The organism is Microbacterium sp. KUDC0406 (genome assembly GCF_021582875.1).
In the GTDB taxonomy this organism is placed as follows: domain Bacteria; phylum Actinomycetota; class Actinomycetes; order Actinomycetales; family Microbacteriaceae; genus Microbacterium.
The window spans coordinates 2,899,861-2,926,166 of sequence record NZ_CP091138.1 but is presented as its reverse complement, the minus strand read 5'-3'; the positions used below and the strand labels follow the sequence as shown (position 1 = coordinate 2,926,166).

General features: G+C 68.2%; 26 protein-coding genes. 5 read left to right on the top strand and 21 right to left on the bottom strand.

The annotated features are described in order from the left end of the window. Window positions 1–6: 6 nt before the first annotated feature. Entirely contained in the window at window positions 7–948 is a 942-nt protein-coding gene (locus L2X99_RS14445) for a sugar-binding transcriptional regulator (RefSeq protein WP_236126136.1), read from the top strand. A gap of 29 nt (window positions 949–977) precedes the next feature. Here the strand turns inward: L2X99_RS14445 and L2X99_RS14440 are convergent, their stop codons facing one another. The 12 genes from L2X99_RS14440 to L2X99_RS14385 form a co-directional block, all read right to left on the bottom strand. Continuing rightward, window positions 978–2,279 (bottom strand): MFS transporter, encoded by a 1,302-nt coding sequence (locus tag L2X99_RS14440; RefSeq protein ID WP_236126137.1) that lies wholly within the window; start codon window positions 2,277–2,279, stop codon window positions 978–980. 51 nt (window positions 2,280–2,330) lie between these two features. Beyond that, the gene (locus L2X99_RS14435; protein WP_236126819.1) at window positions 2,331–3,728 is read right to left on the bottom strand and encodes an FAD-dependent oxidoreductase; all 1,398 of its coding nucleotides are present in this window, start codon (window positions 3,726–3,728) and stop codon (window positions 2,331–2,333) included. 130 nt (window positions 3,729–3,858) lie between these two features. After that, complete coding sequence (locus tag L2X99_RS14430) at window positions 3,859–6,873, bottom strand: glycoside hydrolase family 2 TIM barrel-domain containing protein (RefSeq protein ID WP_236135303.1); 3,015 nt, start codon at window positions 6,871–6,873, stop codon at window positions 3,859–3,861. Continuing rightward, a complete protein-coding gene (locus tag L2X99_RS14425; RefSeq protein ID WP_236135302.1) occupies window positions 6,870–8,033 on the bottom strand; it encodes a M14 family zinc carboxypeptidase in 1,164 nt (387 codons plus the stop codon). The genes L2X99_RS14430 and L2X99_RS14425 overlap by 4 nt, the downstream gene beginning before the upstream one ends. Window positions 8,034–8,066: 33 nt before the next feature. Further along, window positions 8,067–9,749, bottom strand: coding sequence for a hypothetical protein (locus L2X99_RS14420; RefSeq protein WP_236126139.1), 1,683 nt, complete (start codon window positions 9,747–9,749; stop codon window positions 8,067–8,069). Then, on the bottom strand, window positions 9,742–11,520 hold the full coding sequence (locus tag L2X99_RS14415) for a sulfatase (protein WP_236126140.1): 1,779 nt from the start codon (window positions 11,518–11,520) through the stop codon (window positions 9,742–9,744). The genes L2X99_RS14420 and L2X99_RS14415 overlap by 8 nt, the downstream gene beginning before the upstream one ends. A gap of 8 nt (window positions 11,521–11,528) precedes the next feature. Further along, window positions 11,529–12,380, bottom strand: a complete 852-nt coding sequence (locus L2X99_RS14410; RefSeq protein ID WP_236135301.1) for a DUF6528 family protein — start codon at window positions 12,378–12,380, stop codon at window positions 11,529–11,531. After that, entirely contained in the window at window positions 12,367–12,990 is a 624-nt protein-coding gene (locus tag L2X99_RS14405; protein WP_236135300.1) for an MgtC/SapB family protein, read from the bottom strand. The genes L2X99_RS14410 and L2X99_RS14405 overlap by 14 nt, the downstream gene beginning before the upstream one ends. Beyond that, window positions 12,899–13,957 (bottom strand): alkaline phosphatase family protein, encoded by a 1,059-nt coding sequence (locus tag L2X99_RS14400; RefSeq protein WP_236135299.1) that lies wholly within the window; start codon window positions 13,955–13,957, stop codon window positions 12,899–12,901. Before L2X99_RS14400 ends, L2X99_RS14405 begins: the two co-directional genes overlap by 92 nt. 2 nt (window positions 13,958–13,959) lie before the next feature. Next, the gene (locus L2X99_RS14395) at window positions 13,960–14,733 is read right to left on the bottom strand and encodes a carbohydrate ABC transporter permease (protein ID WP_236126142.1); all 774 of its coding nucleotides are present in this window, start codon (window positions 14,731–14,733) and stop codon (window positions 13,960–13,962) included. A 50-nt stretch (window positions 14,734–14,783) separates the two neighbouring features. Beyond that, complete coding sequence (locus tag L2X99_RS14390) at window positions 14,784–15,695, bottom strand: carbohydrate ABC transporter permease (RefSeq protein WP_236126143.1); 912 nt, start codon at window positions 15,693–15,695, stop codon at window positions 14,784–14,786. After that, window positions 15,695–17,014 (bottom strand): ABC transporter substrate-binding protein, encoded by a 1,320-nt coding sequence (locus L2X99_RS14385; RefSeq protein WP_236135298.1) that lies wholly within the window; start codon window positions 17,012–17,014, stop codon window positions 15,695–15,697. The genes L2X99_RS14390 and L2X99_RS14385 overlap by 1 nt, the downstream gene beginning before the upstream one ends. A 306-nt stretch (window positions 17,015–17,320) precedes the next feature. Here L2X99_RS14385 and L2X99_RS14380 point away from each other — a divergent pair, with 306 nt between their 5' ends. Genes L2X99_RS14380 through L2X99_RS14365 form a run of 4 tightly spaced genes read left to right on the top strand, consistent with a single transcriptional unit; the run spans window position 17,321 to window position 20,115 of the window. Then, window positions 17,321–18,019, top strand: a complete 699-nt coding sequence (locus L2X99_RS14380) for an HAD hydrolase-like protein (RefSeq protein WP_236126145.1) — start codon at window positions 17,321–17,323, stop codon at window positions 18,017–18,019. Next, window positions 18,000–18,782, top strand: a complete 783-nt coding sequence (locus tag L2X99_RS14375) for an ROK family protein (protein WP_236135297.1) — start codon at window positions 18,000–18,002, stop codon at window positions 18,780–18,782. The genes L2X99_RS14380 and L2X99_RS14375 overlap by 20 nt, the downstream gene beginning before the upstream one ends. Then, entirely contained in the window at window positions 18,755–19,189 is a 435-nt protein-coding gene (locus L2X99_RS14370) for an ROK family protein (protein ID WP_236135296.1), read from the top strand. The genes L2X99_RS14375 and L2X99_RS14370 overlap by 28 nt, the downstream gene beginning before the upstream one ends. Continuing rightward, window positions 19,186–20,115, top strand: a complete 930-nt coding sequence (locus L2X99_RS14365) for a formylglycine-generating enzyme family protein (RefSeq protein ID WP_268928520.1) — start codon at window positions 19,186–19,188, stop codon at window positions 20,113–20,115. The genes L2X99_RS14370 and L2X99_RS14365 overlap by 4 nt, the downstream gene beginning before the upstream one ends. Window positions 20,116–20,185: 70 nt before the next feature. On the opposite strand, the gene rplI is transcribed toward L2X99_RS14365, so the two are convergent. From rplI to L2X99_RS14320, 9 genes are all read right to left on the bottom strand, one after another. Next, complete coding sequence (gene rplI / locus L2X99_RS14360) at window positions 20,186–20,638, bottom strand: 50S ribosomal protein L9 (RefSeq protein WP_236126148.1); 453 nt, start codon at window positions 20,636–20,638, stop codon at window positions 20,186–20,188. Window positions 20,639–20,649: 11 nt separating this feature from the next. After that, complete coding sequence (rpsR, locus tag L2X99_RS14355) at window positions 20,650–20,904, bottom strand: 30S ribosomal protein S18 (RefSeq protein ID WP_071641238.1); 255 nt, start codon at window positions 20,902–20,904, stop codon at window positions 20,650–20,652. Between the two features lie 64 nt (window positions 20,905–20,968). Beyond that, complete coding sequence (locus L2X99_RS14350) at window positions 20,969–21,478, bottom strand: single-stranded DNA-binding protein (RefSeq protein ID WP_236126149.1); 510 nt, start codon at window positions 21,476–21,478, stop codon at window positions 20,969–20,971. A gap of 5 nt (window positions 21,479–21,483) precedes the next feature. Then, entirely contained in the window at window positions 21,484–21,849 is a 366-nt protein-coding gene (gene rpsF / locus L2X99_RS14345) for a 30S ribosomal protein S6 (RefSeq protein ID WP_236126150.1), read from the bottom strand. Between the two features lie 125 nt (window positions 21,850–21,974). Next, window positions 21,975–23,357 carry a DUF6716 putative glycosyltransferase gene (locus L2X99_RS14340; RefSeq protein ID WP_236126151.1) on the bottom strand — a complete coding sequence of 461 codons (1,383 nt, stop codon included), beginning with the start codon at window positions 23,355–23,357 and terminating at the stop codon, window positions 21,975–21,977. Beyond that, on the bottom strand, window positions 23,354–24,226 hold the full coding sequence (locus tag L2X99_RS14335) for an N-acetylneuraminate synthase family protein (protein ID WP_236135295.1): 873 nt from the start codon (window positions 24,224–24,226) through the stop codon (window positions 23,354–23,356). Before L2X99_RS14335 ends, L2X99_RS14340 begins: the two co-directional genes overlap by 4 nt. A gap of 105 nt (window positions 24,227–24,331) precedes the next feature. After that, the gene (locus tag L2X99_RS14330; RefSeq protein WP_236126153.1) at window positions 24,332–24,772 is read right to left on the bottom strand and encodes a PIN domain-containing protein; all 441 of its coding nucleotides are present in this window, start codon (window positions 24,770–24,772) and stop codon (window positions 24,332–24,334) included. Between the two features lie 13 nt (window positions 24,773–24,785). Beyond that, window positions 24,786–24,992, bottom strand: coding sequence for a type II toxin-antitoxin system VapB family antitoxin (locus L2X99_RS14325; protein ID WP_236126154.1), 207 nt, complete (start codon window positions 24,990–24,992; stop codon window positions 24,786–24,788). A gap of 29 nt (window positions 24,993–25,021) precedes the next feature. After that, window positions 25,022–26,215, bottom strand: coding sequence for an acylneuraminate cytidylyltransferase (locus L2X99_RS14320; RefSeq protein ID WP_236135294.1), 1,194 nt, complete (start codon window positions 26,213–26,215; stop codon window positions 25,022–25,024). Window positions 26,216–26,306: the final 91 nt, after the last annotated feature.

The window sequence follows — 26,306 nt, the reverse complement described above, 5'->3', positions numbered from 1 at the left end:
AGCGTCGTGGATCCTGACGAGCTGGCCGTCATGGCCGCACAGCAGTATTACGACGAGGGCAGGACCATGGCCGCGATCGCCCACGATCTGCAGGTCTCGCGATCCAGTGTCTCCCGCCTCCTCGCCGGGGCGCGAGAGAACGGGCTCGTGGAGATCAGAGTCCTGCCGCCGCGGTTCCGCATCGACTCGCTCGAGCGGGCCATCGCCGCCCGCCACAACGTCCGCGCGCGCGTCGTCGCCGTTCCGGACGGCACCCCTGGCGATCAACGTTACGCGCGCACGGCGAACGCGGCGGCGGCACTCGTCGTCGAGACGATGAACGCCGACGCGGTGCTCGCGCTGTCCTGGGGAACCATGGTCAACGAGATCAGCCGCCACCTCACCTCGAAGCCCTGCACGAATTCGTGGATCGTCCAGGCCAACGGAATCGGGCAGTCCTCCAGCGGCATCCACCACTCCGTGGGGATCCTGGAGCGCTTCTCCTCCGCGTTCGGCGCCAGTATCCAGCAGGTGCCGTTCCCGATCTTCCTCGACTCCCCCGAGAGCAAACAGCTCATCGAGCGGGAAAGGCTGATGCGGAACGCAAGGAGCATGCTCGCCTCAGCCGACCTCTTCCTGTTCAATGTCGGCACGGTCAACAAGGGCCATCCGAATCAGCCGTGGCTGAACGGCCACTTCCTCGACGAGGATGAGTTCGGCGCGCTGCGCGAGGACGGCGCCATCGGCGACGTCGCGACGACCTTCGTCGACGCTGAAGGACGCACCGACCGGATCCGCATGAACGACCGGACGACGGGCCCCGACCCCACTGCGGTGCTCGGGATCCCGCGACGGATCTGCGTCACCTGCGGTAATCACAAGGTGCCCGCGCTCACTGCCGCACTCCGCGGAGGCTTCGTCACGGACCTCGTCATCGACGAGGTGACCGCGACGACGCTTCTGGGCTGAGCCGGAAGCGTCGTCGCAGTCGGTCGGGCTCAGCCGACCCTCTCGACCCGGTCCACACTGTCCGCGCCTCTGCCCCAGAGGGCGCGGCCGCTCCCCTCTTTGAGGAAGAACGCCGCGACCGCAGCGACGAGGCTCATTCCGATCATCACCAGAGAGATCGCCCACGTGCCGTGCGTGGCCGCCGTGAGCGCGGCTGCGATGAACGGCAGCGTTCCGCCCGCCACCGCCGCCGCGAACTCTCGGCTGAACGCCACCCCGGTGAACCGCACACTGCTGTCGAACTGCTCGGCGAGCAGTGCCGCCTGAGATCCGAGCATCAGATCGTTCGAGACGGTCAGCACCAGGAGCATCGCCAGCCAGACCAGGATGCTGAGCCCGGAGTCGAGCAACCAGAAGAACGGGAAGGCCAGCAGAGCGCAGAGCAGCGCGCCGGAGATGAAGACCTTCCTTCGCCCGAAACGATCTGAGAGCGCCCCGGAGAGCGGGAGGGTCACGAGTTTCACGACGTTCGCGATCAGTACCCCCACAGTGGCGATCCATGCGGCGAGCCCCACGTTGCCGGTGATGTAGCTGAGCGCGTACACGCTCGGCACATACGTCGCCACGTTCGGTCCCACGCTCGCCAGAACGGACAGGATCACCTGGCGCGGGTGACTGCGCATCAGCGCGAGGAACGGCACCCGATGGCGGTGCCCCTGCTCCACGTCATTCGTGAAGGCCGGGGTCTCGTCGACCCGTCGACGGATGTAGAGGCCCACCGGCAGGATCAGGATGCTCACCAGGAACGGGATGCGCCATCCCCAGGCGAGGAACTCCTCCTCTGGAAGCCAGGTGAACGGCGTGAACACCAGCGCGGCGAGGATGACGCCGAGCGCATTGCCCGTCGGCGGAATCGCCGCGTAGAGGCCGCGCTTGCCCTCCGGCGCGTGCTCGGCGGCCATGAGCGAGCCGCCGGCATACTCCGCACCGGCGCCGAGCCCCTGCGCGATGCGGAGCACCACGAGCAGGATGGGGGCGAGGATGCCGATCGTCCGGTAGTCGGGCACCACGCCGATCAGGCACGACGAGATCGCCATGATGGTGAGCGTCGCGACGAGCACCCACTTGCGTCCGTAACGATCCCCGAGATGCCCGAAGAGCAGTCCTCCGATCGGCCGGGCGAAGAACCCGACGGCGAACGTCGCGAAGGAGGCGAGCGTGCCTGCCACGGGATCGGCATCGGCGAAGAACACCCTGTTGAAGACGAGGGCCGACGCCGTGCCGAAGAGCATGAAGTCATACCACTCCAGCGCGGTTCCGATGGTGCTCGCCGAGACGACGCGTCTGATCATTTCCTTGTCACTCCAATGTGAGGAAGAGGTCCGGTCCGAGGGAAGGATGAGTCAGGGGGTGGCGGGAACAGCATCGGCCGGCGCCCCGAGGTACGCGCCGCGCGAGACCAGCTCCCGTTGCACGAGACCGACATCGGCGTCTCGCACGGGCGCGCCGGCACCGACCGCGAATGCCGCCGCGACGCCCGCCGCCTCGCCCATCGCGAACGACGGCGGCATCACCCGCACAGCTGCGAGGGCCTCGTGCGTGGCGGAGATGCACCGGCCGGTGACGAGCAGGCCGTCGACCTGCAGCGGAACCAGGCTACGGTACGGGATCTCATAGGCGTTCGCCGTCGGGGGGATGCCGTCGTCGAACGGTCCCTGCGTGCTGGACGGACTGTGGATGTCGACCGGATAGCCGGCCACGGCGATGACGTCGTCGAAATGCCGGCCCGCCACCAGGTCGTCCAGGGTCAACTCGTACTCACCGGCGATCCGCCTGGTCTCGCGGACGCCGACCGTCGCCGCGGTGTCGATGAGGGTGCAGTCCTGCAGGCCGGGGAGCTCGCGATGGAAGAAGTCCATCAACACGTCCACCTGCCGGCGCGCCTCGATCTCGCCGCGGGTGAGGTCCCTGGCATCCGTGCCGTCCAGGCCGAGCACACGCGTGGTGTTGATCCGCCAGACGCCAGGCTCGAGGGTCTTGAACAACTGGACCCCGCGGCGGGGCAGCACGTAGCGCCCCGACGCCTGTGCACGCTCGACGATCCCCTGGAACGGGAACAGCTCATCGGGATGCTCACCCCGATAGCGCTCGACCTCCGCGTCGTGCACGCCGCCGATGCGGAAGAACAACGTCATCGGCTGCATCAGCCCGTCGCTCTCCCTCCCCTTCGTGAACTCCGCGCCGGCGAGGGCGGCGATGTCGCCGTCCCCTGTCGCGTCGATCACGACCTCGGCGGGCAGGAACGACATGCCGCTCTTGTTGGCGACCACCACTCCGCGCACCGCGCCGTCCTCGACGACCGCGTCGACGGCCCAGGTGTGCAGCAGCAGATCGACACCCGCCTCGAGCACCATCTCCTGCGCCACGCGCTTCGCGGCCTCCGGCTCGAACGGGGTGACGGCGTCGTGTCCGAACCTGATGAAGCCCGCGTACGGGGTGCCGCCCTTGGTGTGGGAGGGATGGACGGCCGCGCCGATGGACTCCATCCTGCGCACGAACTCGTCGAAGACCCCGCGCACGAGCTGCGTCTCACCGTCCAGCGAGAAGGAGGTCATGCACGGCCCGACGAGCCCGGCGGTGAGGTTGCCGCCCAGGAACCCGAACCGCTCGATCATCCTCACGGAGACACCGCTCCTGGCGGCCGCCACCGCTGCGGCGAGCCCCGCCGGTCCGCTGCCCACCACCAGGACGTCGGTGGGCTCCTCAGACGTGATCGTCCTCGTATAGGTCCTCGTGCTCATGGTCATCCTCTCTCCGTGCTCTGATCGATCGTGCTGAGCGGCGGCCCCTCCGACAATCGCGTGCACAGAGGTGCAGGGGCCGAACCGCGACGTCCCGCGTGCTCCGGGACAGCGTGAACACATGCGCAACTCATCCCGTGATCTGCACCGTGAACGCGGTGCGCATCGGGCGCGGGGTGAGCACGTGCTCCGGCCGCACCCCGGGCCCGCAGGACCGGGAACCGAGACCCTGCTGCGCGAGATCGAGATAGAGGAACCAGGTGTCGCCGGGCGGCCGCAGCCGATGCCGATGGCTCGCCTTCGACAGCTCCTGCGCCGTCCACGGACCGACCGAGAACCCGGGCAGGTCGGGGTCGTCTTCGGCCTCGATACGCACGTCCCCCGCCGCCGTCTCCAGAACGAGGTGGCGCATCGCACTGCGGTGACCGGATTCCTGCGGGCGCACGGTGTTGGAGGCGAGCCGATCCGCGGATGAGCGGAACAGGCCGACGTGAACGCCGTCCCGCATGTCCGGGTACGACTCTCCCGGCCCCTCGCCGAACCACTCCGCCGCCTCGACCGCCGGGATGCCGAATCGAAGTCCCACCCGCGGCCAGCTGCCCGTCCAGGGCCCGACCGGCTCGACGGCCGCCGTGCACTGCAGCCGCCCGTCCCGCCAGCTGTAGCGGAAGGTGGAGTCGACGGCGAGCGACGACCCAGCCGGCGCGGAACGGTAGCGCACCAGCAGCCCCTCCCCGGTCGGCTCGACGCCGAGCACCCGGCGGCGGATGCGGTCGATACCCGATGCCCGCCATCGGTCCGCCGACGACGGTCCGGTGCCTCCGTCGGCGAATGCCTCGGCGGGACGTTGCACCTCGTAGTCGAACGGCCCGTGCCCCTCGTCGTTGTCGGTCGGTGCCCGCCAGAGCTCGAGCGTCGGACCGGACAGCGGGATCGCCCCGAGCCGGGTGATCTCCCCCGTCGTGCGATCGAAGCGGACCGCACCGATTCGCACCTCGTTCTGGAAGAGCTCTGCGGGCGCGGGAGCGGCGGCCGCACCTGAGCGCGCTCGCGCGGGCTTCGGCGTCAGAGCGACCTGGGTGCGATGCACGATCCAGCCGGGGTCGGCCCATTCGGTCGCCGCGACGCTGCGCAGCTCCAAGGTGAGCCAGGTCTCCTCCGGATCGGCGCGTGCGCTCTCGATCGCGTCCCGCACCTGCTGCGGCAGCGGCATCCGGTGCTCCTGCCCGGCAGGCACCGCATCGATGCCGAACTCCCCCTGCCGCACCGGCACTCCCCGGCGCTCGACCCTCCATGCGATGACGACGTCCGTCGGCCTTGCGTGCTGGTGGTTCTCGACGACGACCACGTCGCCGTCGCACCCGATCTGCACGGGCGCGATCGTCGCGGACCAGGACAACAACCCGGAGGTGGGGGTGGAGTCCGCCAGCACCAGGCCGTCGCAGACGAAGTCGCCGTCATGCACCTCTTCGCCGAAGTCACCGCCGTACGCGAGATGTCCGTCATCGTCGAGCAGCGCGTGGTCACGCCATTCCCAGACGAATCCGCCCACGAATCCTGGACGGTGAGCCGTGTGCGCGGCGTACTCCGCCGCCCCGCCGGCCCCCGTTCCCATCGCGTGCAGGTACTCGCACATCAGGTACGGCATGCTGCGCACCCGCGCGGCCTCCGCGGGTGTCACGTGTGAGGCCGGATGGTGCGCCGCGGCGATCGGACCGTCGGGGGCGAAGAAAGCATCGATCTCCTCCAGAGCCGGGTACATCCGGGAGTACACATCGACGTACTCGCCGGCGTGATCGCCTTCGTAATGGATCGGGCGCGAGGGATCCCGCGTGCGGATCAACCGGGCCATCGCCGCGAGATTTGCCCCCGTCCATGACTCATTGCCCAGCGACCAGAACACGACCGACGGATGGTTCTTGTCCCGCTCGATCATCCGCTCCGCCCGATCGAGCATCGCTGCTGCCCACCGCGGTTCGTCGGAGGGGTTCTGCCGCCAGCCGACCAGTTCGAAGCCGTGGGTCTCCAGGTCGCACTCGTCCATGACCCAGAACCCCAGCTCATCCGTCAACTCGAGGAGCGCGGGGTGGGGCGGGGCGTGCGCCATCCTGATGGCATCGACGTGATGTCTCTTCATCGAGAGCAGATCCGCCCGTGCCCGATCGAGGTCGAACACGCGCCCTGCGCGGCTGTCGATCTCGTGACGGTTGACTCCGCGCAGTCGGAGTGGACGATCGTTCACCAGCACGCGCGTGCCGTCCACCCGCACGGTGCGGAACCCGAGTCGCATCCGCACGGTCTCTCCCTGCGCCTCAACATACGCGTCGTAGAGACGCGGGATGTCGGCGCTCCACGGCTGCACACCGAGCACGGCGACTGGTGAGACGTCACCGGGCGCATCCCAGCGGACGGCGACGCCGCACTCCGGAATCCGGAGCGTCACCGGGTACGCGTCCGATGCCGCCGTGATCTCGGGGACGACCGTCCCCCGCCCTGCTTCGAACTCTGCCCGCAGCCAGACGTCGTCCAGGCAACCGGACGGCCGCGACAGGAGGGCCACCTCGCGGAAGATGCCGGGGAGCCACCACTGGTCCTGGTCCTCCAGGTACGAGCCCTCGGACCACTGGTGCACGCGGATCAGCAACACGTTGTCCGCTCCGCGCAGCAGGTCGGTGACATCGAACTCCTGTACCAGTCGCGACCCGGAGCGTGCGCCGACGTAACTGCCGTTCAGCCAGATCCGCGCGACCGACTCCGTCCCGTCGAGGCGCAGCAGGGTACGACCGGAGGGCCAGCCTGCCGGGAGCTCGAACCGTCTGCGGTGATCTCCGGTGGGGTTCTCGTCGGGGACGTGCGGAGGATCGAGTGGGAACGGATAGCGCTTGTTCGTGTAGATCGGACGTCCGTACCGGCCTCTCCCGTGCAGCACCCAGTGCGAGGGGACGGGCAGCTCGTCCCACGCGCTGTCGTCATAGTCCTCGGCCCATGGGGCGTCTCCCGGATCGGCCACCGGGGACCACCGGAATCTCCACGACCCCGACAGGTCCAGCTGCGGCGCGTCGCTGCGCAACCAGGATCGGGCAGGGCTCCGTCTGGCGGCGTCCCCGTCGGTCGGGTGTTCATCGGTCGGGTGTTCGTCGGTCATTCTGCGCGCGCCTCCATCGGCATCGAGGTTCTGAGGTGACGGCCGATGGCGTGGGCCAGGTCGGCACCGAACGCCCTGGCCGACCCGGTGTCGACCTGGACGCCCTCAGCCGAGGCGTAAGGCACCTCGAGGATGGCATGCGTTCCCACATCGGACATACCGTCCAGGAAGAGACCGATCGACTGCTGCGGCCGGTCGGAGCCGTCGCGGGCGGTGTAGTTGCCCTCGACGTTCCAGGACGTACCGAACGGCAGGTCGTTCGCCCGGTGGTACGGCAACCCTTTCGCGCCGCGCTCCAGCTCCCTGCTGAGTGACTGCACCGCGGCCCAGTTCTCCATGTCCGGCGATCCGACGAAGTAGATCCGCTCCGAGGTCGGACCGGTCATGTTCGGACAGTGCAGATCCAGCACCACATCGAAGCGCGTTGCGCGCACCAGATCGCGCACCGCGCGCACCGCGGCGTACCGTCCGTCCTCGGCGGCGTAGTCGCGCCCGTGGTCGTGCGGCGCGCGGTTCTTGCCCTGATCGCCCTCCTCGACGCCGTCGACGTCGACGAAGGGCAGCACGACGAACTCGACCCGGGAGGCGAGCCATCGCGTGACGGGGTCCGCGACGGCGAGGAGTTCGTCCAAAGCCCCCTCGAGCACATGACTCGCCATCATCTCACAGGCGTGGTGGCGGCAGGTGAGGAGCACTCGGTGATGTGGCTCCTCCGCTGTGCTGCGCAGCACGAGCAGCTCGACGGGCCTGCCGTGCTCGGAACGGGTGAGCTCCCGTCGTTCCAACCGCGGATCGTCCGCGTGACGATCGAGGAATGCGGTCAGATCAGAGGCCGTGTACGGCATCCCGAACGAGAAGCGGATCTCGTCGCCGTCGTGCGGCGCATCGAAGACGAACTCGTCGCCGGCGAGCGCGTCGTTCCCGAGCCATCGCCAGGAGCGTCCCGCATCTGTGCTCACTGCCGGACCGCCGGGGCCGATCGGCGTGTGCGGCTCGCCGCTGACCCTGACCCGGATCCGCCGCCCCGCACCATCGCGCACCCGGAAGCACCAGTAGAACCAGGTGCCGATCGTGTCGCGCAGATCAGGACGCACATCGATCCGCCCGTCCACCTGCTCGATGAGCCCGTTGCCACCCGGGAAGTCGTCGTCAGCCCGCATCCGTCGCTCCTGCCCCTCGCCGCGCCGTCATACTCAGACCTCCTCCGTCGTGAAGGCGCGCCACGCCGACCACGATCCGGCTTCGGCCTTGGTCTGGATGAACACCTTGCCCGCGTTCTCTCCGCCTGGGGCGCCGAAGAGCAGGTTGATGAGATCACCGTCTCCGTGGACGATCCGCTGCAGCACCCCGCCGAACGGCTTGCCCTTCGGCGCACCCGACGCGTCGGGCCCGACCTCGTACAGGCCGTCGCCCAGTGCGGTGTCCTGGAGCCCGCCACTGTCCGTGCCGACGCCTTGGCGCGCGTCCGTGGGCGCGACCTCGCCGGTGGGTTCGCCCGCGGCGTCGAGCGTGAGATGGTAGCGCTTGATCGCGGTCGCCGACGTAACGGTGTAGTCGAACTCCCGCTCGCCCCACATGGTGAACTCGACGAACGACTTCGCCGGAAATGCCGCCGATCCCTGCTTCATCCCGCTGAACTCCACCGTCGAGAAGCCCAGCGTGACGACTCCGATCTCGCGCATCAGGCGCGCCACCGCCGCCGATGTCGAGACCAGTGCGCCGGTGAGCGGATGCCGGATCATTCCCTCCTTGGTCGGAACCGGATAGTACGCATCCGTTCGCGCGTTGTTGCCCAGTACCATGGCCGACGAGGAGAAGTCGGTCGCCTCGGCGCCCGCGCCGCAGAACTCCTGGACGAGATACATCCACATCTTGTCGCCGCCGCCGACCTGCAGTGTGAAGACATCTCCTGCCTTGCTCACCCAGACGCCCTCGTTCTCCATCCGGGTGGTCGGCGAGGCCCCCTCCATGGTCTCGAAGACGGTCCGGTAGAGCGCGCGCTTGTGCAGACTGGATCGGCGCACGCCGCCGTCAGGGCCGAAGAGCACGCACCCGATCGCGTCATAGCCGTGGGTGTCGTTCTCCGCCTCTCCCCGGCCATAGCCCGCCGCGATGAATCCGGGCCCCACCCAGAAGCTCTGCCGCTTGGGCGTCATCTTCCCGGTGTAGAAGTTGCCGTTCGACATCATCGGGATCTCGAACTGCGCCCGTGGGGTGAAGTCCCAGTCGTAGACCATGGTCACCGACTTGTACCCGGGACCGGAGGCCCGGCGCTGGGCTGTGGACACGTAGGCGTAGTCGCCGGTGACGCAGACGTCCGTGGTGCAGTCGACCGTGAAGACGGACTCCGGCTGCACCGTCGACCCGGTGGCCGCGGCGGTGATGTCGTATCTCCCGATGCTCTGCTGGTACTTGTGCACGGCCACCAGCCACTTCACGCCTGCACGACGCACGATGCTGAAGGACTGCGCGTAGCCGCCCGCCCCCGCCAGGAACCACCGTTTGGTCGCCCCCGTCTCGAAGTCGAAAACCACGTAGCACAGCGGCTTCGTCGTCGCCGAGGTCACGGCGGAGTAGGAGACGTACAGTTCGTTCTCCTCCTCGTCGACAGAGAACCCCTGCGGGAAGTAACTGTTCACCCCGCCCGCGGCGACGGCATCGGCGAAGCCGTCGAATGCGCGGTCCAGCTTCAAATGGATCCGTTTCCGATGATCCGTCGTCGCGGACGCCGTGGTCTCGTCCACCGTCGATCTGGCGAGCGCGGCCTCTCCCGGCTGCGCCTCCTGCTGTACGGCACCGTAAGCGCCCACCGCGATCGGTGCTCCTGCCAGCCCCGCGAGGAGCAGGCGACGACTCACACCCTTGTGATCAGACATTTTCTTTCCCTTCACTGGACAGTTCCTTCTCGAGTTCACGAAGACGCGCGGTCGTGACGGACGGCAGGATCAACGCGATCTCCCACAGAGTTCTCCTGCTCACCGATGCGAGACCCGCCATCCCCATCACGTCCGGGAACAGGTTCTCGACGGTCGCCCGCGCGCGGTCATCGGCGCAGAGCTCGGCAACACTGCGCGCGACCACCGGTGAAGCGCTGTGGAACAGCGCCCTGACCGGCGGATCCTTCCTCGCGGTCGCCGCCCGCTCGTGCTGCGCGCGCAGCAACAGGTGTCGGTACTGCACAGGGCCCCGATCGGGCAGGCCGAGCCGCACGAACTGCTCGTCCGGGGCGTCGTTGTCCCGCATCAGCTGCACGAGGAGCGTCGCGAGGCGCAGCTCGATCTCGTCGTCGACGATCAGGTGCTCCTGACCGGGGTCGTCCTCGAGGTCGAACAGCATCGAACCGAAGTGGTACGGATTGCCGTGCGGCGAGGCCGGGGTCTTCAGCAGGGGCATCCCCTTGGTGAACGGCATCGGCGCCACCAGTTCGGCCCCGGACAGCTCCTCGGCACTGAATCGCGATGCGGCGTGCACAGGCATGAGCGTGAAGTTGGACAACGGCTCGTTGCACGCGGTGAGGGGAGCTCGCATGTAGATGTACCGCCCGTCCGTGACGTTCACGTGGCCGCCGAATGAGCCGAAGAGCGCGGCATCGTGCACTCGCTCGTCATCCCGCAGCACGACGTCGAGACTCCTGCCCTGCATGTCGTTCGGGCGGGGCACCGCGAAGTACTCCAGTACCGTCGCCGGAATGTCGATGGTCTGCACCAGCGCATCCCTGACGACTCCCTCCGCAGGATGCCGGGGATCCCGGACGAACAACGGTGTGTGGATGTTCTCGTCGTACCAAGGCTGCACACCCTTGCCCCACCAGCCCTGTTCCCCGAGCATCAGTCCATGGTCGGTGCAGACGATGAGCAGCGTGTCGTGCCACAGGTCGAGCTCGTCCATCACGTCGAGAACACGCCCGAGCGACTCGTCGCACATGCTGACCAGCGCCTGGTACTGCGCCCGTAGATGGTCCGCCTGCGATTCGGTTTCGAGCACCTTGCGATATGAAGGCCAGTCCTGGTGAGGGCCGTCGTAGTCCGTCTCGTACAGGCGCTGGAATCGCTCAGGAGAGAAGAACGGCTCATGAGGGTCATAGGACTCGATGGTCAGGAACCAGTCGTCCTCCCGCGCGTTCTCACGGAGGAATGCGATGCCGCCGTCGAAGGTGCGCGTCTGGGGATGGTCGGCCTCCTGGGTCATGTGCCGGCGGTTGGCCCAGTCGTGCCGCCAGATGCTGTCGTCCCGCGGCTGGAGCTCCGGGGCGATGTCGGGCGTCTCAGGATCGATGACCGCACTCTGCCAGGCGTCGCCCTCCTGCCCCCGGATGAACTCGAAGCTGCTGTAACGACCGTGGAAGGTGGCCCCGCCATCGCCCCAGTAGTGGCGGTGGTCGGTGACCAGGTGCGTGTACACACCGCTGTCCCGGAGCAGCTCCGGCATCGAGTCGTCGAACGGTTCGAGCGGACCCCACTCCCTGTGCAGGAAGTTGTGCCGGCCCGTGTGGAGCTCGCGTCGCGCAGGCATGCACGGCATCGAGCCCGCGTAGCAGTTCAGGAAGCGCACCGTCCGGGCGGCGAGCCGCCGGAAGTTCGGTGCGTGCACGCGCGTGGCGCCGTAGGGCGGGAGGTAGCGCCGGTTCAGGCTGTCGAACATGACCATCAGGGCCCTCATCGGTCGCCCTCCGCCCATCGCGCCTTGTAGATCCGCATGCCGGCGAGACGGACGCGCTCCGGGCGGCCATTCTCCCGGCTCGACTCCTCCGTGAGGATGTTCAGAGAGTCGGTCCACCACTCCTCGTCGGCCTGCGTGTACAGCACATCCCCTGCGGCCGAACGACCGATGCTCTTCACGCCCCGCGCACTGCGCAGGCATACAGGTTCCGGCGGCAGCCACTGGCGTCGACGGACGTCGAAGGAATGCACCCCGTAGTCCGTCGTCACCCAGAGCCGGTCCGGGTGCTGTCCTCGCTCCCAGGCGAGGTCGTGACCGTGTGCACTCGGCAGTTCGGTGCGGAACGTCTCATGCAGGGCCGCGATGCCGGACTGCCAGCTCCAGTGCACCAGCCATCGACCGCCCAGCGCCCACAGCCCGCCGCGTGCCGGATCCCACGCAAGCCCATGCGCATCGTGAAGTGCCGCCTCGGCGATGAGGCCACCCTGCTCATCAGCATCCCCCTGACCGACTCCGCGATGCACGCGCACCGTCCCGCCGTCGGACGAGGCCACGGCGACCCGGCCGTCGCTCAGAAGCTCGGCGGAGTGCGGATTGGCGTCCGGTCCTTCATCCACCCTCCATCTCAGGTCGCCATCCCAGGTGAACAGCCCCGTGAACCCGCGCGAGTCCGTGACGAGCAGCATCCGCTCACCGCTCCAGCCAACCGCCTTGGCCTCGTTCGGCAGACCCCATGCCGGGTCGCCATCGACCCGCCATTCACGCAGCACGAGCCCGACTTCATCCGTCAGCACCACATGTGCCCCGGCCTGATCGGTCACGAGCATCGATCGATCAGACGGTGTCATCGTCGCCGCCTCTCGCGGCGCCGACCAGTTCGACGCTCTCCACGCCTTCGAGTCCCCCCAGCGAGGGCACCAGGTCGGTGAGCGGCTGCCTCCCGTGGAACCTCACCGTCACGCGCACGGCAGGGACATCGGCGACGCTGCTGCGATGGCTGCTCAGCACCGAGGCGCTGTACCCCATCGATGTCGCTCGTGCCAACGCGTCCCGGAGCACGCCGCCGCCGTCGATGTAGGTGATCTTGATCACACGGTTGCGGTCGGCGCTGGGCAGGTGCCGCAGGAGCGGAGCGAACACGAACAGCGTCAGCAGGTGAAGCACCGTCAGGGCGACGCCGAGCGAGATCATCCCCGCCCCGCAGGCCATTCCGACGGCGGCGGCCTCCCAGACCGTCGCCGCCGTCGTGAGTCCGCGCACCGCGCTGCCGGCTTTGAAGATCACCCCTGCGCCGAGGAAGCCGATGCCGGAGACGATCTGCGCGGCGATCCGCGATGGATCGAGGGTCACGTCGGCGCCGAGCACTTCACCGAACCCGTACGCCGACACCAGGGTGAAGCCGCAGGCGCCGAGTCCGACGAGGACATGGGTGCGGTATCCGGCACTCTTCTGGCGCATCTGGCGCTCGACGCCGATCAGCGAGCACAACAGGAACGCCGCGAACAGCAGCTCCACCTCGATCCAGGTGGAGTCGGTGAAGAACCCGATCATGAGACGCGCAGACTCCTCCCCGGAACCGGGAGGGAAGCGGGATTCCGAGGTGGCTGAGGATCGTGGGGGCGATGTCGACGTTCTCCGCGTGATCCGCCCATGCAGCGGGCGGGGCGACCGGATCGTCCGTGATCAGCCCCGCCACCACGAACGACTGCCGCTCCTGCCAGGTGCCGCCACCGTGTCCGCCGCCGTCCCGGTGACCGTGGTCGGTCGTCACCATGACCAGCCAGTTCTCCTGGGCGAACCGCGGTCGGCCGCGCACGGCGGCGATCAGCCGGCCGAGCCTGCCGTCCTGCCGCCGGATCGCGGCCTCGTACTCATCGCCGGTGCCGATCTCGTGCGCGATCTGATCGGCCTCACCGAGATAGACGAACGCCAGATCGGGGTCGTGCTCGCGCAATTGACGCTCGGCGGCCTCCTGAATCACCAGATCCGTCTCGGTGAACTTGCCCGGGTACTCCCGCCTGTCCACCCAGTCGACAGTGCGCACCCCCGGCCCGAACAAGGGGCCTGGCCCGTGCGCGGTGCCGAAGATCAGCGCTGAGGCCGCGCCATAGGTGTTGAGTGTGGGACGCTCGCAGTAAGCGGTCGTGAGCACCTCCGGGTATCGGTGCAACCGGTTAAGCTCCGCGTCGTTACCCATCACTCCGTGCTCGTCGGGTCCCACGCCGGTGAGGATCGTCGACCAGCCCACTGCGGTCCATGTCGGTGCGACGTCCACATCCGGCAGAGTCGTGGTCCACCACCGCCCCGCTGCGGCCAGACCGCCGAGCGCGGGCAGCTGCAGACCACGGGCCGTGTCGTCGCGCACGCCGTCCCATCCGACCAGCAGCACTCTGTGGCGGACCGATTCGTCGGTTCCTGCAGTCATGCTCATCCCTTCACCGCGCCGGCGGCGAGCCCGGCCTTCAGCTGACGCTGTCCGATCACCAGGACGAGGACGGTCGCCGCCATCACCATCACGGTCGCCGCCATCACCAGCGGCCACGCGGTCGTCGCCTCGCCCTGCATCCCCTTCAGAGCGATCTGCACCGTGCGCACCTTGTCGGTGCTGGTCACGAGCAGCGGCCAGAGGTACTTGTTCCAGGTCGTGATGAAGCTGTAGACCCCGAGCGTGGCCAGCATCGGACGCGAGAGCGGGAGGACGACGGACACGAAGAACCGGAAGCGGGACGCACCATCGATCTGGATCGCCTCGTAGAGCTCCACCGGTAGCGTGCGGAAGGACTGCCTCAACAGGAAGATGCCGAACGCCATCGCGAAGGACGGCACGGTCAGCCCCGCGAACGTGTTGAGCCACCCCAGATCCCGTACCGTCTGGAAGTTGACGATGATCGTCGCCTCCCACGGGATCATCAGAGTCGCCAGTACGATCCCGAACAGCACGCTGCGCCCGCGGAACGGGATGAAGGTGAACGCGAACGCCGCGAGGCTCGACGTGATCAGCAGGGCCACGGTGACGATCCCGGACATGATGAGCGTGTTGAGCAGATAGTGCAGCAGCGGGAACTTGCCGAACGCGGCGGCATAGTTGCCGAACTCGAGCGGCCAGGAAGGCAGCACGGCGCCGGCGTTGAAGTCCCGCTGGGTCATCAGGCTCGACGAGATCGCGTACAGCACCGGGAACGTGGTCAGCAGAGCCGCCACGCACAGGCCGGTCCAGACCAGGATTCGGGATACCCGTCCTTGCGCGAGATTCACTGGTAATGCACCTTCCGCTCACTGAATCGGTACTGCACGGCGGTGAGCACCAGGATGATGACGAAGAGCACGATGGTCTGCGCGCTCGCGTAGCCGACGCGGTTGCGCACGAACGCGTTCTGATAGATCTCGTAGACGATCAGGTTCGTAGCTCCCGCAGGGCCGCCCTGGGTGAGGATGTCGATCTGCCCGAACGACTGGAACGAGTCGATGACAAGCACGATCCCCACGAAGAACAGCACAGGAGACAGCAGTGGCAGCGTGATGCTCGTCAGCTGACGCATGCGCCCCGCCCCATCGATCGCCGCGCTCTCGTACAGCTCGGTGGGCAGCGACTGCAGCCCGCCGAGCAGCACGATGAAGTTGAACCCGAGGTGCATCCAGATGGTCGTCAACGACACCGATATGAGGGCGACATTGGGATCGGTGAGCCATCCGACCGGCTCGACGCCGAACACCCCGAGCAGCGAGTTGAGGATCCCCTGGCTGGGATGGAAGATCAGTCGCCAGACCACTGCGGCGGCCGCGGACGACACGGCGAGCGGGATCGCGTACACAGTGCGGAAGAACCCGATGCCGCGCAGTTTCTCATTCGCGAGCACAGCCAGGCACAACGCGACGATCATCGTCACCGGCACCACCATCAATGCGAACAGCAGCGTCACTCGAAGACTCGACAGGAAGCCTTCCGATGTGAGGTTGTCGATGTAGTTGCCGAACCCCACGAAGGCTTTCGGCAGCCCCCGCACGTTGGTTGTGAACGCGCTGAGCCACCCCGTCTTCACGGCCGGGTAGAACAGGAACACGCCGAAGACGATCAGGGCCGGTGCGAGGTAGACGAGTCCGCTGAGCAGGTTCTTCCATTCCTTGCGCCGCCTGCTGCGGCGGCGCGCGTCCACCATGGTCATCAGTTCACACCGTTGTAACTCTCCAGTGCGTCCGTCACGAGGTCGGCCGCCTTGTCGAGCTCGGCCTGCGGATCGCCTCCGTTGTAGACGGCCTCCCACGCGTCGGCGATGTAGTTGTTGGGGCTGACACCCGACAGCGCGCCGAGGGAACCGACATCGTCTCCGGCCTCCCTGGCCTGCTTGTTGGCCGATGCGAGCGCGGGGCTCTTCGCCATCGCGTCGATGAGGATCTGCTCGTCGTACGCGGTCTGCACGACGGGGAAGTAGCCGGTGCTCGCGGCCCAGCGTGCCTGGATCTCCGGCGAGACGAGGAACTTCACGAACTCGTACGCCGCCTGCTGCGTCTCATCGGGGCTGTCGGAGAAGATCGCCAGCCCTGCGCCGCCCAGCGAGGCCGCACCAGGGGTGATCCCTTCCGGCACCGGCATGGGCATCGAGTTGAACTCGAACTCCGCCGCCTGCGAGTGCATCATCGTCGCTGCTGTCGTGTCGACGATCATGCCGATCTTCTGCGAGTACCAGGGTTGGCGCATGTCGTCATACGCCCGGCCGTAGTTGCCGATCACGCCCTCGTCGTACATGCTCTTCAGCCAGGTCATCGTCTCGACGCCCGCCTTGTCGTTGAAGACCGCCTCCGTGGGCGTGTCCTCTCGGCCGTTGCCGTTGTTCACCACAGGCTCGCCCTGCACGCTCATCAGCGATGAGAACGCCCCGCCCTCGATCAGGAAGGCAGCGCCCTGGTCCATGCCGAGCTTCTGCTTCAGCACGCGGGCGGCGTTCTCGAATTCCGCGTAGGTCTTCAGCGGCTTGTCCGGGTCGAGCCCGGCCTGCCGGAAAGCATCGACGTTGTAGAACACGACGTTGTTCGACGCCGCCTGCGGCATGTACTGGAGTCTGCCGTCGGCACTGTAGGTGCCGCGTGCGGCGTCGAGAAGAGCGTCCTCATCGAAATCGTCATCGGCGTCGATGAAGTCCTGCATCGGCGTGATCATGTCGGCGTCCATCGTCTCGCGCAGGTTGCCCATCTGCATGAGATCGGGGGCGTCCTCGGTCCCCACCACCTGCATCACCTTCGTGTACGCCTCTCCGTACATGCCCTGCTCGGAGGCATCGACGTAGATCTTGTCCTGACTGTCGTTGAACTCATCGATGTACTTCTGCAGCTGCTCGCCGTTGTTCGCCCTCATCGAATGCCAGAAGGTGACGACGATGCGGCCGTCGTCGTCCTTCTCCGCGGCGCTTCCGGCGCAGCCTCCGAGGGCGAGCATCATGGTCCCGGCGGTCGCTGCCGCGATCAGTGCCTTCTGTGTCCGTCTCATCTGACGTTCCTCCTTTGGAATCAGAGATCTCTGGGTTCGGGTTTCGCGGATCTTTTCACAGCGGAAAGAGGCGAAGTGAGTTGAAGTTACTGCGCAGACTCCGGCGCGCCACAGGAGCTGCACATGTGTGCCCGCCCTTGTCGTCGGAGTGGCCAGGTATTTCGCGGCCTCGTGCACGGACGTGCAGGCGCACGGGATCCGTCCTCGCGAGGACGGACGGCCGCGACCGCAGACCCCGCGCTAGTGTCGCTTCCGTCGCAGCTTTCCCCTGCGAAAAGAAGTCGACCCCGTCAAGGAGTGATGCGCATGGCCGAACTCTCCTCGACCCCGGCTCCGACCGCGGTCCTGCTGGATCTCGACGGCACGATCACCGACTCGGCCGCCGCGATCACCACCGCCGCGGCCGCCACACTGCGCCGGGCCGGGTATCCGGCTCTGCTGGCGTCCGCGCTGCTGCGGTTCGCCGGCCCGCCGATCCGCGAGGGCTTCTCGACGATCGTCGGCGCCCCGGGCGACCATCTCGACGACCTCGTGCGGGAGTTCCGCCGGCAGTACCGGCCGCGAATGCACGACGTCACCGTCTACGACGGGATGAGAGACCTGCTCGCAGACCTGAACTCCGCGGGCATCCCGCTGGCGCTGGCGACATCCAAGGTGCGCACCCTGGCCGTGCAGATCCTCCAGCGGCTCGGACTCGATCAGCACTTCGTCGTGATCTGCGGCGCACGCGACGACGAGACCGGCGGCACGAAGGCCGAGGTGGTGCGCGACGCCCTGCGCGCACTGGCGGATGCCGGCTGCGATCTCACCGCCCCCGTCCTGGTGGGCGATCGTCGACACGACATCGAAGGGGCGCAGGCGAACGACATCGCCGCCATCCTGGTGCGATGGGGCTTCGGAGACGACGATGAAGGCGCAGGAGCGATGGCGGTCGTGCAGGACGTGCCGGAACTGGCGACGCACCTGCTGCCCGCACGGATCCCTGGTGCGGGGATCCGTCGATGAGCACCCCCGTCGCGCCGCAGATCTCTCGCGCACGATCGCGACGGATCTCCTGGTGAACGGGCCTCGAACACGCTCGGAGCTCGCCGGGCTTCTGGGCGTCTCGCTCGCGACGATCACCCGGCTGATCCGTCCCCTCCTTGCAAGCCAAGTGCTCATCGAGACCGACCGACCGCTCTCGTCCGGACTGGGACGGTCGGCGTTCGGACTCGACGTCGAGCCGAGCCGAGGGCGCTTCGCCGGCATCAAGGTCACCTCGGACACGGTGTTCGGCGTCACCACCGATCTGCGCGCTCGGGAGCTGGCACGCACGGCGCTGCCGCTCCCGTCGACCGGTGTCGACGCCGTCATCGACACGATCGCCGCGGTCGCCGCCGAACTGCAACGCGGCTCGGCGCGACCCCTCGATGCGGTGGGCGTGACCCTGGGCGGGACAGTGTCCGCCGATGGCAGGGTGATCGTCGGTCCGCATCTGCGATGGGAGGACGTGCCGCTGCGGACCCTCCTGGCCCCGCACTTCACCGTGCCGGTGCACGTCGACAGCGACGTGGTCGGCCTGCTCCGCGCCTTGCACTGGTTCGGCCATGGGCGGGAGTACGACGGATTCGCTCTGCTCACCGTGGGCGCAGGGATCGGCTACGGAGTGGTCATGCACGACGGCGTGGTGATGCACGACTCCGTCCTCAACTCCCGCATGGACGCCGTCTCGCATCTGCCCGTCGACCCGGCGGGCCCGCTGTGCCCGAGGGACATCGCGGATGCCTGACCAGCTACGTCGCGCCCTCGCTGATCGTCGCCGCGGCGTCGGTGGGCCGATCGCGTCCGCTCACGATCGACGATGTGCTGGAGCTCGCCCGCCGCGGTGATCCACTCGCTCTGAAAGTCGTCCAGGAGGCGGCGTACGCGATCGGTCACGCCGCCGCCGAGATCGCCTCCACCACTTTCGTGGACGCCGTGATCCTGTCCGGTGAGGGCATCCATCTGTGTGATCTCGCCGAGGAAGCGCTCATACGGGGATTCCAGCAGTACGCGTCAGCGGGAACCGCACAGCAGCGACCGCTCGTGCGTCCGATGGACTTCTTCGAGTGGGCTCGAGGGGCTGCCGTCACGGCGATCCACGCCGAGTTCCCCGGCGACCGGCGCCGGAGCGACGACGCGAGCCGACAGCGATGAACCCTGCTGCGGGCGACGGCCACCCGTCCTGCTGCGCACCGTCGCGGCCCCGGCACTCACGGTCGCTGCCGGTTTCCGCGGCAGCACCCCAGTCGCCCGAGCACCGGTCGACGGATCGGCATCGGATCTGCCAGACACGCATACCTGCGGGGTCGTTCCTGATGGGCGACTCGTCCGGAGATGCGAACGTCGGCGACGGGGAGACGCCTCGACACGGCGTGGCTCTCGGCCGGTTCGACATCGATGTCACGACAGTGACGAACAGCGACTTCCTGCGGTTCGTCTCCGACACCGGTCACCGCACGGAGGCCGAGAACTTCGGGTTCTCGGCGGTCTTCCAGGGCGCGCTGGCTGCACGGGACGACGACATCATCGGACGTGCGCCGGGCACCCCCTGGTGGTGGGGCGTCCGAGGTGCCGACTGGCGGCATCCGCGCGGACCGCTGAGCGACCTCGACGGACTCGCCGACCATCCTGTGGTGCACGTCAGCTGGAATGACGCCAACGCCTACTGCGCCTGGGCGGGGCGTCGCCTCCCCACGGAAGCAGAGTGGGAGTACGCCGCCCGAGGCGGGATCGAATCGGCCAAGTATCCCTGGGGAGACCGCGAGATCGACGATGGCGGATGGCGGGCGAACATCTGGCAGGGGACCTTCCCGCATGAGAACAGCGGCGAGGACGGATGGCTGACGACAGCCCCTGTGCGGACGTTCGAACCGAACGGCTACGGGCTCTGGCAGATGGTGGGCAACGTCTGGGAGTGGTGTGGAGATTGGTTCACGCCGAAGTCGACCAGAGTGCTCCGCGGCGGAAGCTTCCTGTGCCACGACTCGTACTGCAATCGCTATCGCAACTCCGCGCGCTCGTCGAACACCCCGGACTCATCGATGGCGAACGCGGGGTTTCGAACGGTCTCAGTCTCCTGAGACGCCGAATGCCCCGCTCTCCGAGGAGAACGGGGCATCCTCCGACAGGCTCAGGAGCCCATCGGGCGAATCACTTCGCGGCGATCACCTGCAGCACGATCACGGCGGTCACGTCGTCGTGCAGACGAATGGTGGCCTCGTGGTCGCCGACCGACTTGATCGGGGCGGTGATGTGCACCTTGCGCTTGTCGATCGAGCCCACTCCGGCCGCGGCGACGGCGTCGGCCACGTCGGCCGGCTTCACCGAACCGAACAGACGGCCCTCGGCGCCGGCCTTGACCGACAGGCGCACCTTGCCGGCCTCGAGCTTCGCCTTGAGGTCCTTGGCCTCGTCGAGGTCGTGGATCGCGCGTGCCTGGCGGGCGGCCTGGATCGACTCGACCTGCTTGGCGCCACCACGGGTCCACGCCACGGCGTAGCCCTGCGGGATGAGGTAGTTGCGGGCGTACCCGTTCTTGACCTCGATGACGTCGCCTGCGCTACCGAGCCCGGCGACCTCGTTCGTGAGAATCAGCTTTGCCATGTCGGTACCCCTCAGCGGCCAGCGCCAGCGTAGGGCAGGAGCGCCATTTCGCGTGCGTTCTTGATCGCCTTGGCGATCAGACGCTGCTCCTGCACCGAGACACCGGTGATACGACGGGCGCGGATCTTTCCACGCTCCGAGATGAACTTGCGAAGCGTGGCGACGTCCTTGTAGTCAATGACGCCCACGCGGATGGACTTCGCGGGAGCGGTGGGCTTGCCACCCTTCCGCGGCTTGCGGCGGTCGCCGCTCGACTTTCCAGCCATGAGTTTTCCTTACGAGATGAGTTGGGAGTTCCTGTGCCCTTCGACAGGCTCAGGGACCCAGAAGTTAGAACGGGGTGTCGTCGCCGAAGCTGCCCGGAGCGCTCCAGGCGTCGGCGCTCGACGAGCCGGGGGTCGACCACGGCTCTTCCGAGACCTGCTGCTGCGGACGGGACTGCCCGCCGCCGAAGTTGCCGCCGCCGCTGTTGCCGGATGCGGCGCGCGTGACCTGAGCGGTCGCGTACCGGAGCGAGGGGCCGATCTCATCGACCTCGAGCTCGATCGAGACGCGGTTGTTGCCGTCCCGGTCCTGGTACGAACGCTGACGCAGACGACCCTGTGCGACGACGCGCATGCCCTTGGTCAGCGAGCCCGCCACGTGCTCGGCGAACTCGCGCCACACCGAGGCGCGGAGGAACAGCGCTTCGCCGTCCTTCCACTCGTTCGCCTGACGGTCGAAGGTGCGCGGGGTCGAGGCGATGGTGAAGTTCGCCACCGGCAGCCCGTTCTGCGTGTAGCGCAGCTCGGGGTCGGCGGTGAGGTTTCCCACCACGGTGATGACGGTTTCGCCGGCCATGGCGATTACGCCTTCGCTGCCTTGGGCTTGCGCGCGGCCTTGGCCTCGGCGCGCTTCGCCTCTGCGGCGACCATGGCCTGGGCCTCTTCGGCGCGCAGGACCTTGGTGCGGAAGACGAGCTCGCTCAGCTTGAGCTGGCGGTCCATCTCCTGCGTGGCCTCGCTGGTCGCGGTGAAGTTGACGACGGCGTAGATGCCCTCGGTCTTCTTGTTGATCTCGTAGGCGAAACGGCGCTTGCCCCAGATGTCGACCTTGTCGATCGAGCCACCATCGTTAGTGATGACCTTCAGGAACTTGTCGAGGTTGGGGGCAACCTGTCGCTCGTCCAGCTCAGGGGTCAGAATGACCATGAGCTCGTACTGGTGCGTCACTTACCCACCTCCTTCGGACTAGAACGGCTCCCGGGACTTTCCCGGAAGCAGGAGGGTGTGTTGCACGTGCCTGACCCGGTTGCTGAGCTTGTCGAAGCATCCGCCGGGCAGACAACCACAACAGTCTAGCGGATGACGGCGGCGTGCCTCTTCACAGGTTCGACCAGCGGCGAGGGCGCGAGCGTGAAGTCGTTCGCCTCGTCCTGCCATTCCCTGCCGTCGGATGCCGCGCGGCGGCGCTTACTGGCCAGCAGAGCCGCCGCGACGGGGGCGCCCACGAGGCCGGCGATCGCGCCACTGACGGTGCGGTCCTCTGCGCCGAGCACGCTCTTGCGGTGCCACGCCGCGTGCAGTGCGCCGCCGCGCGGCCTCGGCACGGAGCGTGCGGGCAGCAGTCCGCGACGACGCAGCGCGACGAGGTGGCGCACCTCGTCCCACCAGATCGACTCGTCCGGCCGATGGAAGTAGTTGGTCGCCGCCCACTGGGCATCCGGATACCGGAACCGCCGCGCGACGACGTCATCGGCGGAGCCGGCGAGCTCGCTGCCCTCGAAGACCTGGTTGAGCAGTTCCGGCCGCACCCCGAACTCGTCCAGGACGATCACGGGGACTCCGTGCCCCAGAGCCTCGATCGCCGCGGTGGAGCTGACGGTGACCAGACCCTGAGCGGTGAGGAGCGCCTCGGACATCGGCGCGTAGGAGAGCACCAGGTTGTCCGGTGCGCCATCGAGCAGGTCGATGTATGGGTCGCGCTCCTCGTGCGTCTCGGCCTCGCCGGGGCGCGACCGCAGCTTCACGACCACCCGCCGAGCCGGATCCGCCACCGCGGCGAGACGAAGGATCTCGGCGATCCGGCGGCGCTCGGCACGCGCGGCCGGAACGAGCGCCTGGGCCGCGAAGACGAGATCCGTGCCGGGGCCGGTGAGCAGCTCGGTCTCGGTGCCGCGCACCGGCGCGCGGGGAGCGCCCTCGGCCGCGGCATCCGATCTCGGCGCGTACGGCAGCGTCGCGAGCGCGATCGGCACCGTGACGCCGAGCCGGCGCCCGAGCCGGGAGTACGCGGCCACCTCGCGTCGGGAGTGCACCACCATGAGATCGGTGTGCCGGCGGTACTCCAGCGCACCGCGCAGCGCGGGGATCGACATGCCCGGCAGCCCGCTCACGACGATCGGCCGCTCGGCGAGCCGGTCGATCTCGCAGCCCAGCAGTCGCACGAACGGTGCGCGGCCGGCCAGCACGACCACGTCGGGGCGGTCGCGGGCCAGCCACGACGCCACATCGGCGTACGCGAGGCGGGTCACCGACCTGGCATCCTCGGCGAACCGGGTGCCGGCCAGCGCGGCGCGCTTCTGCGCGTCGCTGACGACCAGCGGAGTGCGCACCAGCAGCATGTGCTGGCTGATGTCGGGCACCCGGTCGATCAGCGCGGCCGACCACTTCACGAACGAATCCGCATCACCGATCGCCACCACCCGCAGGCGCGGGGCCCGGCTGCCCGGGTACGTCATGCTCCCACGCGCCTCAGCTTGGCCATCGGGGCGAGCTCACCGGGGTAGACGCGCTTGACGCCGTCGCCGAGCGCCTCCTCGATGACGCGGATGTCGCGCACCAGCCGCTCGAAGCCGCCCGGCTCGAGTGAGGCCGCGTGGTCGGATCCCCACATCGCGCGATCCAGGGTGATGTGCCGCTCGACGGCCACGGCGCCCAGGGCGACGGCGGCGAGCGAGATCTGCAGGCCGCGCTCGTGGCCCGAGTAGCCGACGGGCACGCCGGCGTAGCGGTCGCGCAGCGTGCTGATCATCTTGAGGTTGGCCTCGCCCGGCTCCATCGGATACGTCGACGTGGCGTGCATGAGGATCGTGCGGTCGGTGCCGAGGGTGTCCAGGGCGCGGTCGATCTGCTCGGTCGTGGACATGCCGGTGGAGAGGATGACGGGCTTGCCCGTGGCGCGCAGCGCCTGCAGCAGTTCCGTGTCGGTCAGGCTCGCCGAGGCGACCTTGTGCGCGACGACGCCCAGGTCCTCAAGGAACTCGACGCTCGGCACATCCCACGGCGACGCGAACCAGTGCAGACCCGACATCGTGGCGTGGTCGCCGATCTCGATGTACTCGTCTCGGCCGAACTCGACCCTGCGGCGGTAGTCGAGGTAGGGCATGGTGCCCCACGGCGTCTCGCGCGGCACGTCGCGCATGTGCTCCGGCGTGGCGATCTCGGGGGTGCGCTTCTGGAACTTCACCGCGTCGGCACCGGCCTCCCTGGCCACGTCGATGAGCTTCTTGGCGATCTCGACATCGCCGTTGTGGTTCAGGCCGATCTCGGCGATGACGTACGCGGGGCGGCCCCCGCCGACCACACGGTCTCCGATGCTGACGGTCACGATGACGCTCCGTTCCGGGGCCTACGGTCCCCTCCCTCCGGTCTACGGGCGGCAGGTGAACCCCGGGAGACGCGGCGGTGACGGGCCGCAGGCGGGACGGTGACGTCAGTGAACGGATCCGTGGGGCACGATCCAGCGGTGCGCGAACTCCGGGGCGATGCGTGCGACGTTCTCGAAGTCGGCGTCGTAGTGCACGACGACGACTCGCTGCGCCTCATCGGTGTGCCGGATCGCGGTTGCGGCGATCTGCAGATCGCTGACGCCGACGGAGCGGCCGGCGCCGGAGTTGAACAGCCTGCTCTGCAGGTCGACCGCGATCTCGGCGACCCGACCATCCGGCGGGAGGAAGATCTTGGCTCTGCGATTCGCATCGAGCAGGATCGCATGCTCGTCGGCCGACCTGGCGGAGTACCCCTCTTCGAGGAGCTGCGGCAGGCATCCGCCGAAGTCTCCGGCGGCGAGAAGTTCGGTGAGCGCCTCCTTCACAGGCACCGAGCGGTGGACACGCTGGAGCACCGAGTTGTCGACGAGGAAGATCTGGCGCATGGCGCAGGTCCGGTCAGCGCTGAGCGCCGTCGATCACGTCCGGGTCATCGAGCTCGACCACGATCCCCGTGCTGATCAGATCGATGTAGCCGAGAGCCTCTCCTCTGCGCACGACCTGCGCAAGGGCTTCGTTGACGGCGGCTTTCTTCGTCGCCGTACCGGTCAGCTCCATCGCGCGTTCGAGCAGCGTGTCGTCGACATCTATGAGTGTCTTGGTCATCGCGACCTCCGGATATCCTGTTCTTCAGTTCAGTATATCCGTTGCGAGCGCTCCGCGGCCAGCATCCGCTCGGCGACCTCGCGCACGGCGCCGGCGCCGCCGCGCCGCGCGAGGATCACACGGGCCGTGGCCCTCACCTGCGGATGCGCGTTCGCGACGGCGATCGGCCAGCCCACGAGCCTGAGCGGACCGAGGTCGTTGACGTCGTTGCCCACGTACGCGATGTCTTCGAGGCGGATGCCGCGTTCCTCCGCCCACGCGGCGAGCGCGGCCGCCTTGTCGTCGACGCCGTGCAGCACGGGCACCCGCAGCTTCTCGCCCCGACGAGCGACGACGGGGTTCGTCTCGGTGGAGAGGATGAGCATCGGGATGCCGGCCCGGCGCAGCCGGGCCACCCCCATGCCGTCCTCGCGGCTGACCCGCACCGACTCGCGCCCGTGCTCATCGACGGTCACGGTGTCGTCGGTGTGCACGCCGTCGAAGTCGGTGACGAGGGCGAGAGCCGGGATCGGGGCGGGCGCGGGGGTGCGTGCGGGCGCGGGAGGGGCAGCCGCGGCGAGGGCCTCGGCCAGGGCGAGCTGATGCTCGTCGTCGATCTCGATCGCGGTGCGCTCGGGCACCGTCACGATGCCGACCAGCCCGAAGAAGCGGTGCCGGAAGCGCCGGAACCCGGTCGCGTCGAAGGCGTAGAAGGCCCCGGTCTCGAGATAGTGCGGCTCGCGGTCCTGCCGGCGCGGGCGGTGCGCGGCGTCGTGGTTGATCGCCGCGGCCACTCCCCCGGCATCCCTCCGCCAGAGGAAACCGTAGGTCTCGTGCGCCGAGAACAGGCTGTCGTAGGTACCATCCTCGATCAGCGCGACCGCCTCGGCGAGACCCTTGGTGGGGATGAACGGCGACGTCGCCTGCACGAACACCACGGTGCCCACCCGCAGGCCGTCGTCCTCGAGCACGTCGAGTGCGTGCAGCAGCGCGCTCTCCGAAGAGGCCTCGTCTCCGGAGAGTTCGGCGGGGCGGTCGACGATCCGCGCCCCGGCATCCCTCGCGACGGCGGCGATCGTGACGTCGTCGGTGCTCACGACGACGAGATCGACGGCGGATGCCGCGGCCCGCACCGCTCGCTCGACGAGCGGCACCCCGCCGACCCGGCGCAGGTTCTTGCCCGGCACACCCTTCGACCCTCCCCGCGCCGGGATGATCGCGACCGTCAGTCCTCTGTCGTTCATCGTCCGCCCTCTGTTCCTTCGCCCTCTGTTCCCTCAGCTCCCTGTTCCCTCAGCTCCGGTCTCACTCGTTGCGGGTCCACGCCCTCCGCAC

Bases quoted from the DNA above. Each gene is read 5' to 3' on its own strand.
- L2X99_RS14440 (WP_236126137.1), bottom strand. From the start codon at position 2,279: ATGATCAGACGCGTCGTCTCGGCGAGCACCATCGGAACCGCGCTGGAG.
- L2X99_RS14435 (WP_236126819.1), bottom strand. From the start codon at position 3,728: ATGAGCACGAGGACCTATACGAGGACGATCACGTCTGAGGAGCCCACC.
- L2X99_RS14430 (WP_236135303.1), bottom strand. From the start codon at position 6,873: ATGACCGACGAACACCCGACCGATGAACACCCGACCGACGGGGACGCC.
- L2X99_RS14425 (WP_236135302.1), bottom strand. From the start codon at position 8,033: ATGCGGGCTGACGACGACTTCCCGGGTGGCAACGGGCTCATCGAGCAG.
- L2X99_RS14420 (WP_236126139.1), bottom strand. From the start codon at position 9,749: ATGTCTGATCACAAGGGTGTGAGTCGTCGCCTGCTCCTCGCGGGGCTG.
- L2X99_RS14415 (WP_236126140.1), bottom strand. From the start codon at position 11,520: ATGGTCATGTTCGACAGCCTGAACCGGCGCTACCTCCCGCCCTACGGC.
- L2X99_RS14410 (WP_236135301.1), bottom strand. From the start codon at position 12,380: ATGACACCGTCTGATCGATCGATGCTCGTGACCGATCAGGCCGGGGCA.
- L2X99_RS14405 (WP_236135300.1), bottom strand. From the start codon at position 12,990: ATGCGCCAGAAGAGTGCCGGATACCGCACCCATGTCCTCGTCGGACTC.
- L2X99_RS14400 (WP_236135299.1), bottom strand. From the start codon at position 13,957: ATGACTGCAGGAACCGACGAATCGGTCCGCCACAGAGTGCTGCTGGTC.
- L2X99_RS14390 (WP_236126143.1), bottom strand. From the start codon at position 15,695: ATGACCATGGTGGACGCGCGCCGCCGCAGCAGGCGGCGCAAGGAATGG.
- L2X99_RS14385 (WP_236135298.1), bottom strand. From the start codon at position 17,014: ATGAGACGGACACAGAAGGCACTGATCGCGGCAGCGACCGCCGGGACC.
- L2X99_RS14380 (WP_236126145.1), top strand. From the start codon at position 17,321: ATGGCCGAACTCTCCTCGACCCCGGCTCCGACCGCGGTCCTGCTGGAT.
- L2X99_RS14365 (WP_268928520.1), top strand. From the start codon at position 19,186: ATGAACCCTGCTGCGGGCGACGGCCACCCGTCCTGCTGCGCACCGTCG.
- rplI (WP_236126148.1), bottom strand. From the start codon at position 20,638: ATGGCAAAGCTGATTCTCACGAACGAGGTCGCCGGGCTCGGTAGCGCA.
- rpsR (WP_071641238.1), bottom strand. From the start codon at position 20,904: ATGGCTGGAAAGTCGAGCGGCGACCGCCGCAAGCCGCGGAAGGGTGGC.
- L2X99_RS14350 (WP_236126149.1), bottom strand. From the start codon at position 21,478: ATGGCCGGCGAAACCGTCATCACCGTGGTGGGAAACCTCACCGCCGAC.
- L2X99_RS14340 (WP_236126151.1), bottom strand. From the start codon at position 23,357: ATGACGTACCCGGGCAGCCGGGCCCCGCGCCTGCGGGTGGTGGCGATC.
- L2X99_RS14330 (WP_236126153.1), bottom strand. From the start codon at position 24,772: ATGCGCCAGATCTTCCTCGTCGACAACTCGGTGCTCCAGCGTGTCCAC.
- L2X99_RS14325 (WP_236126154.1), bottom strand. From the start codon at position 24,992: ATGACCAAGACACTCATAGATGTCGACGACACGCTGCTCGAACGCGCG.
- L2X99_RS14320 (WP_236135294.1), bottom strand. From the start codon at position 26,215: ATGAACGACAGAGGACTGACGGTCGCGATCATCCCGGCGCGGGGAGGG.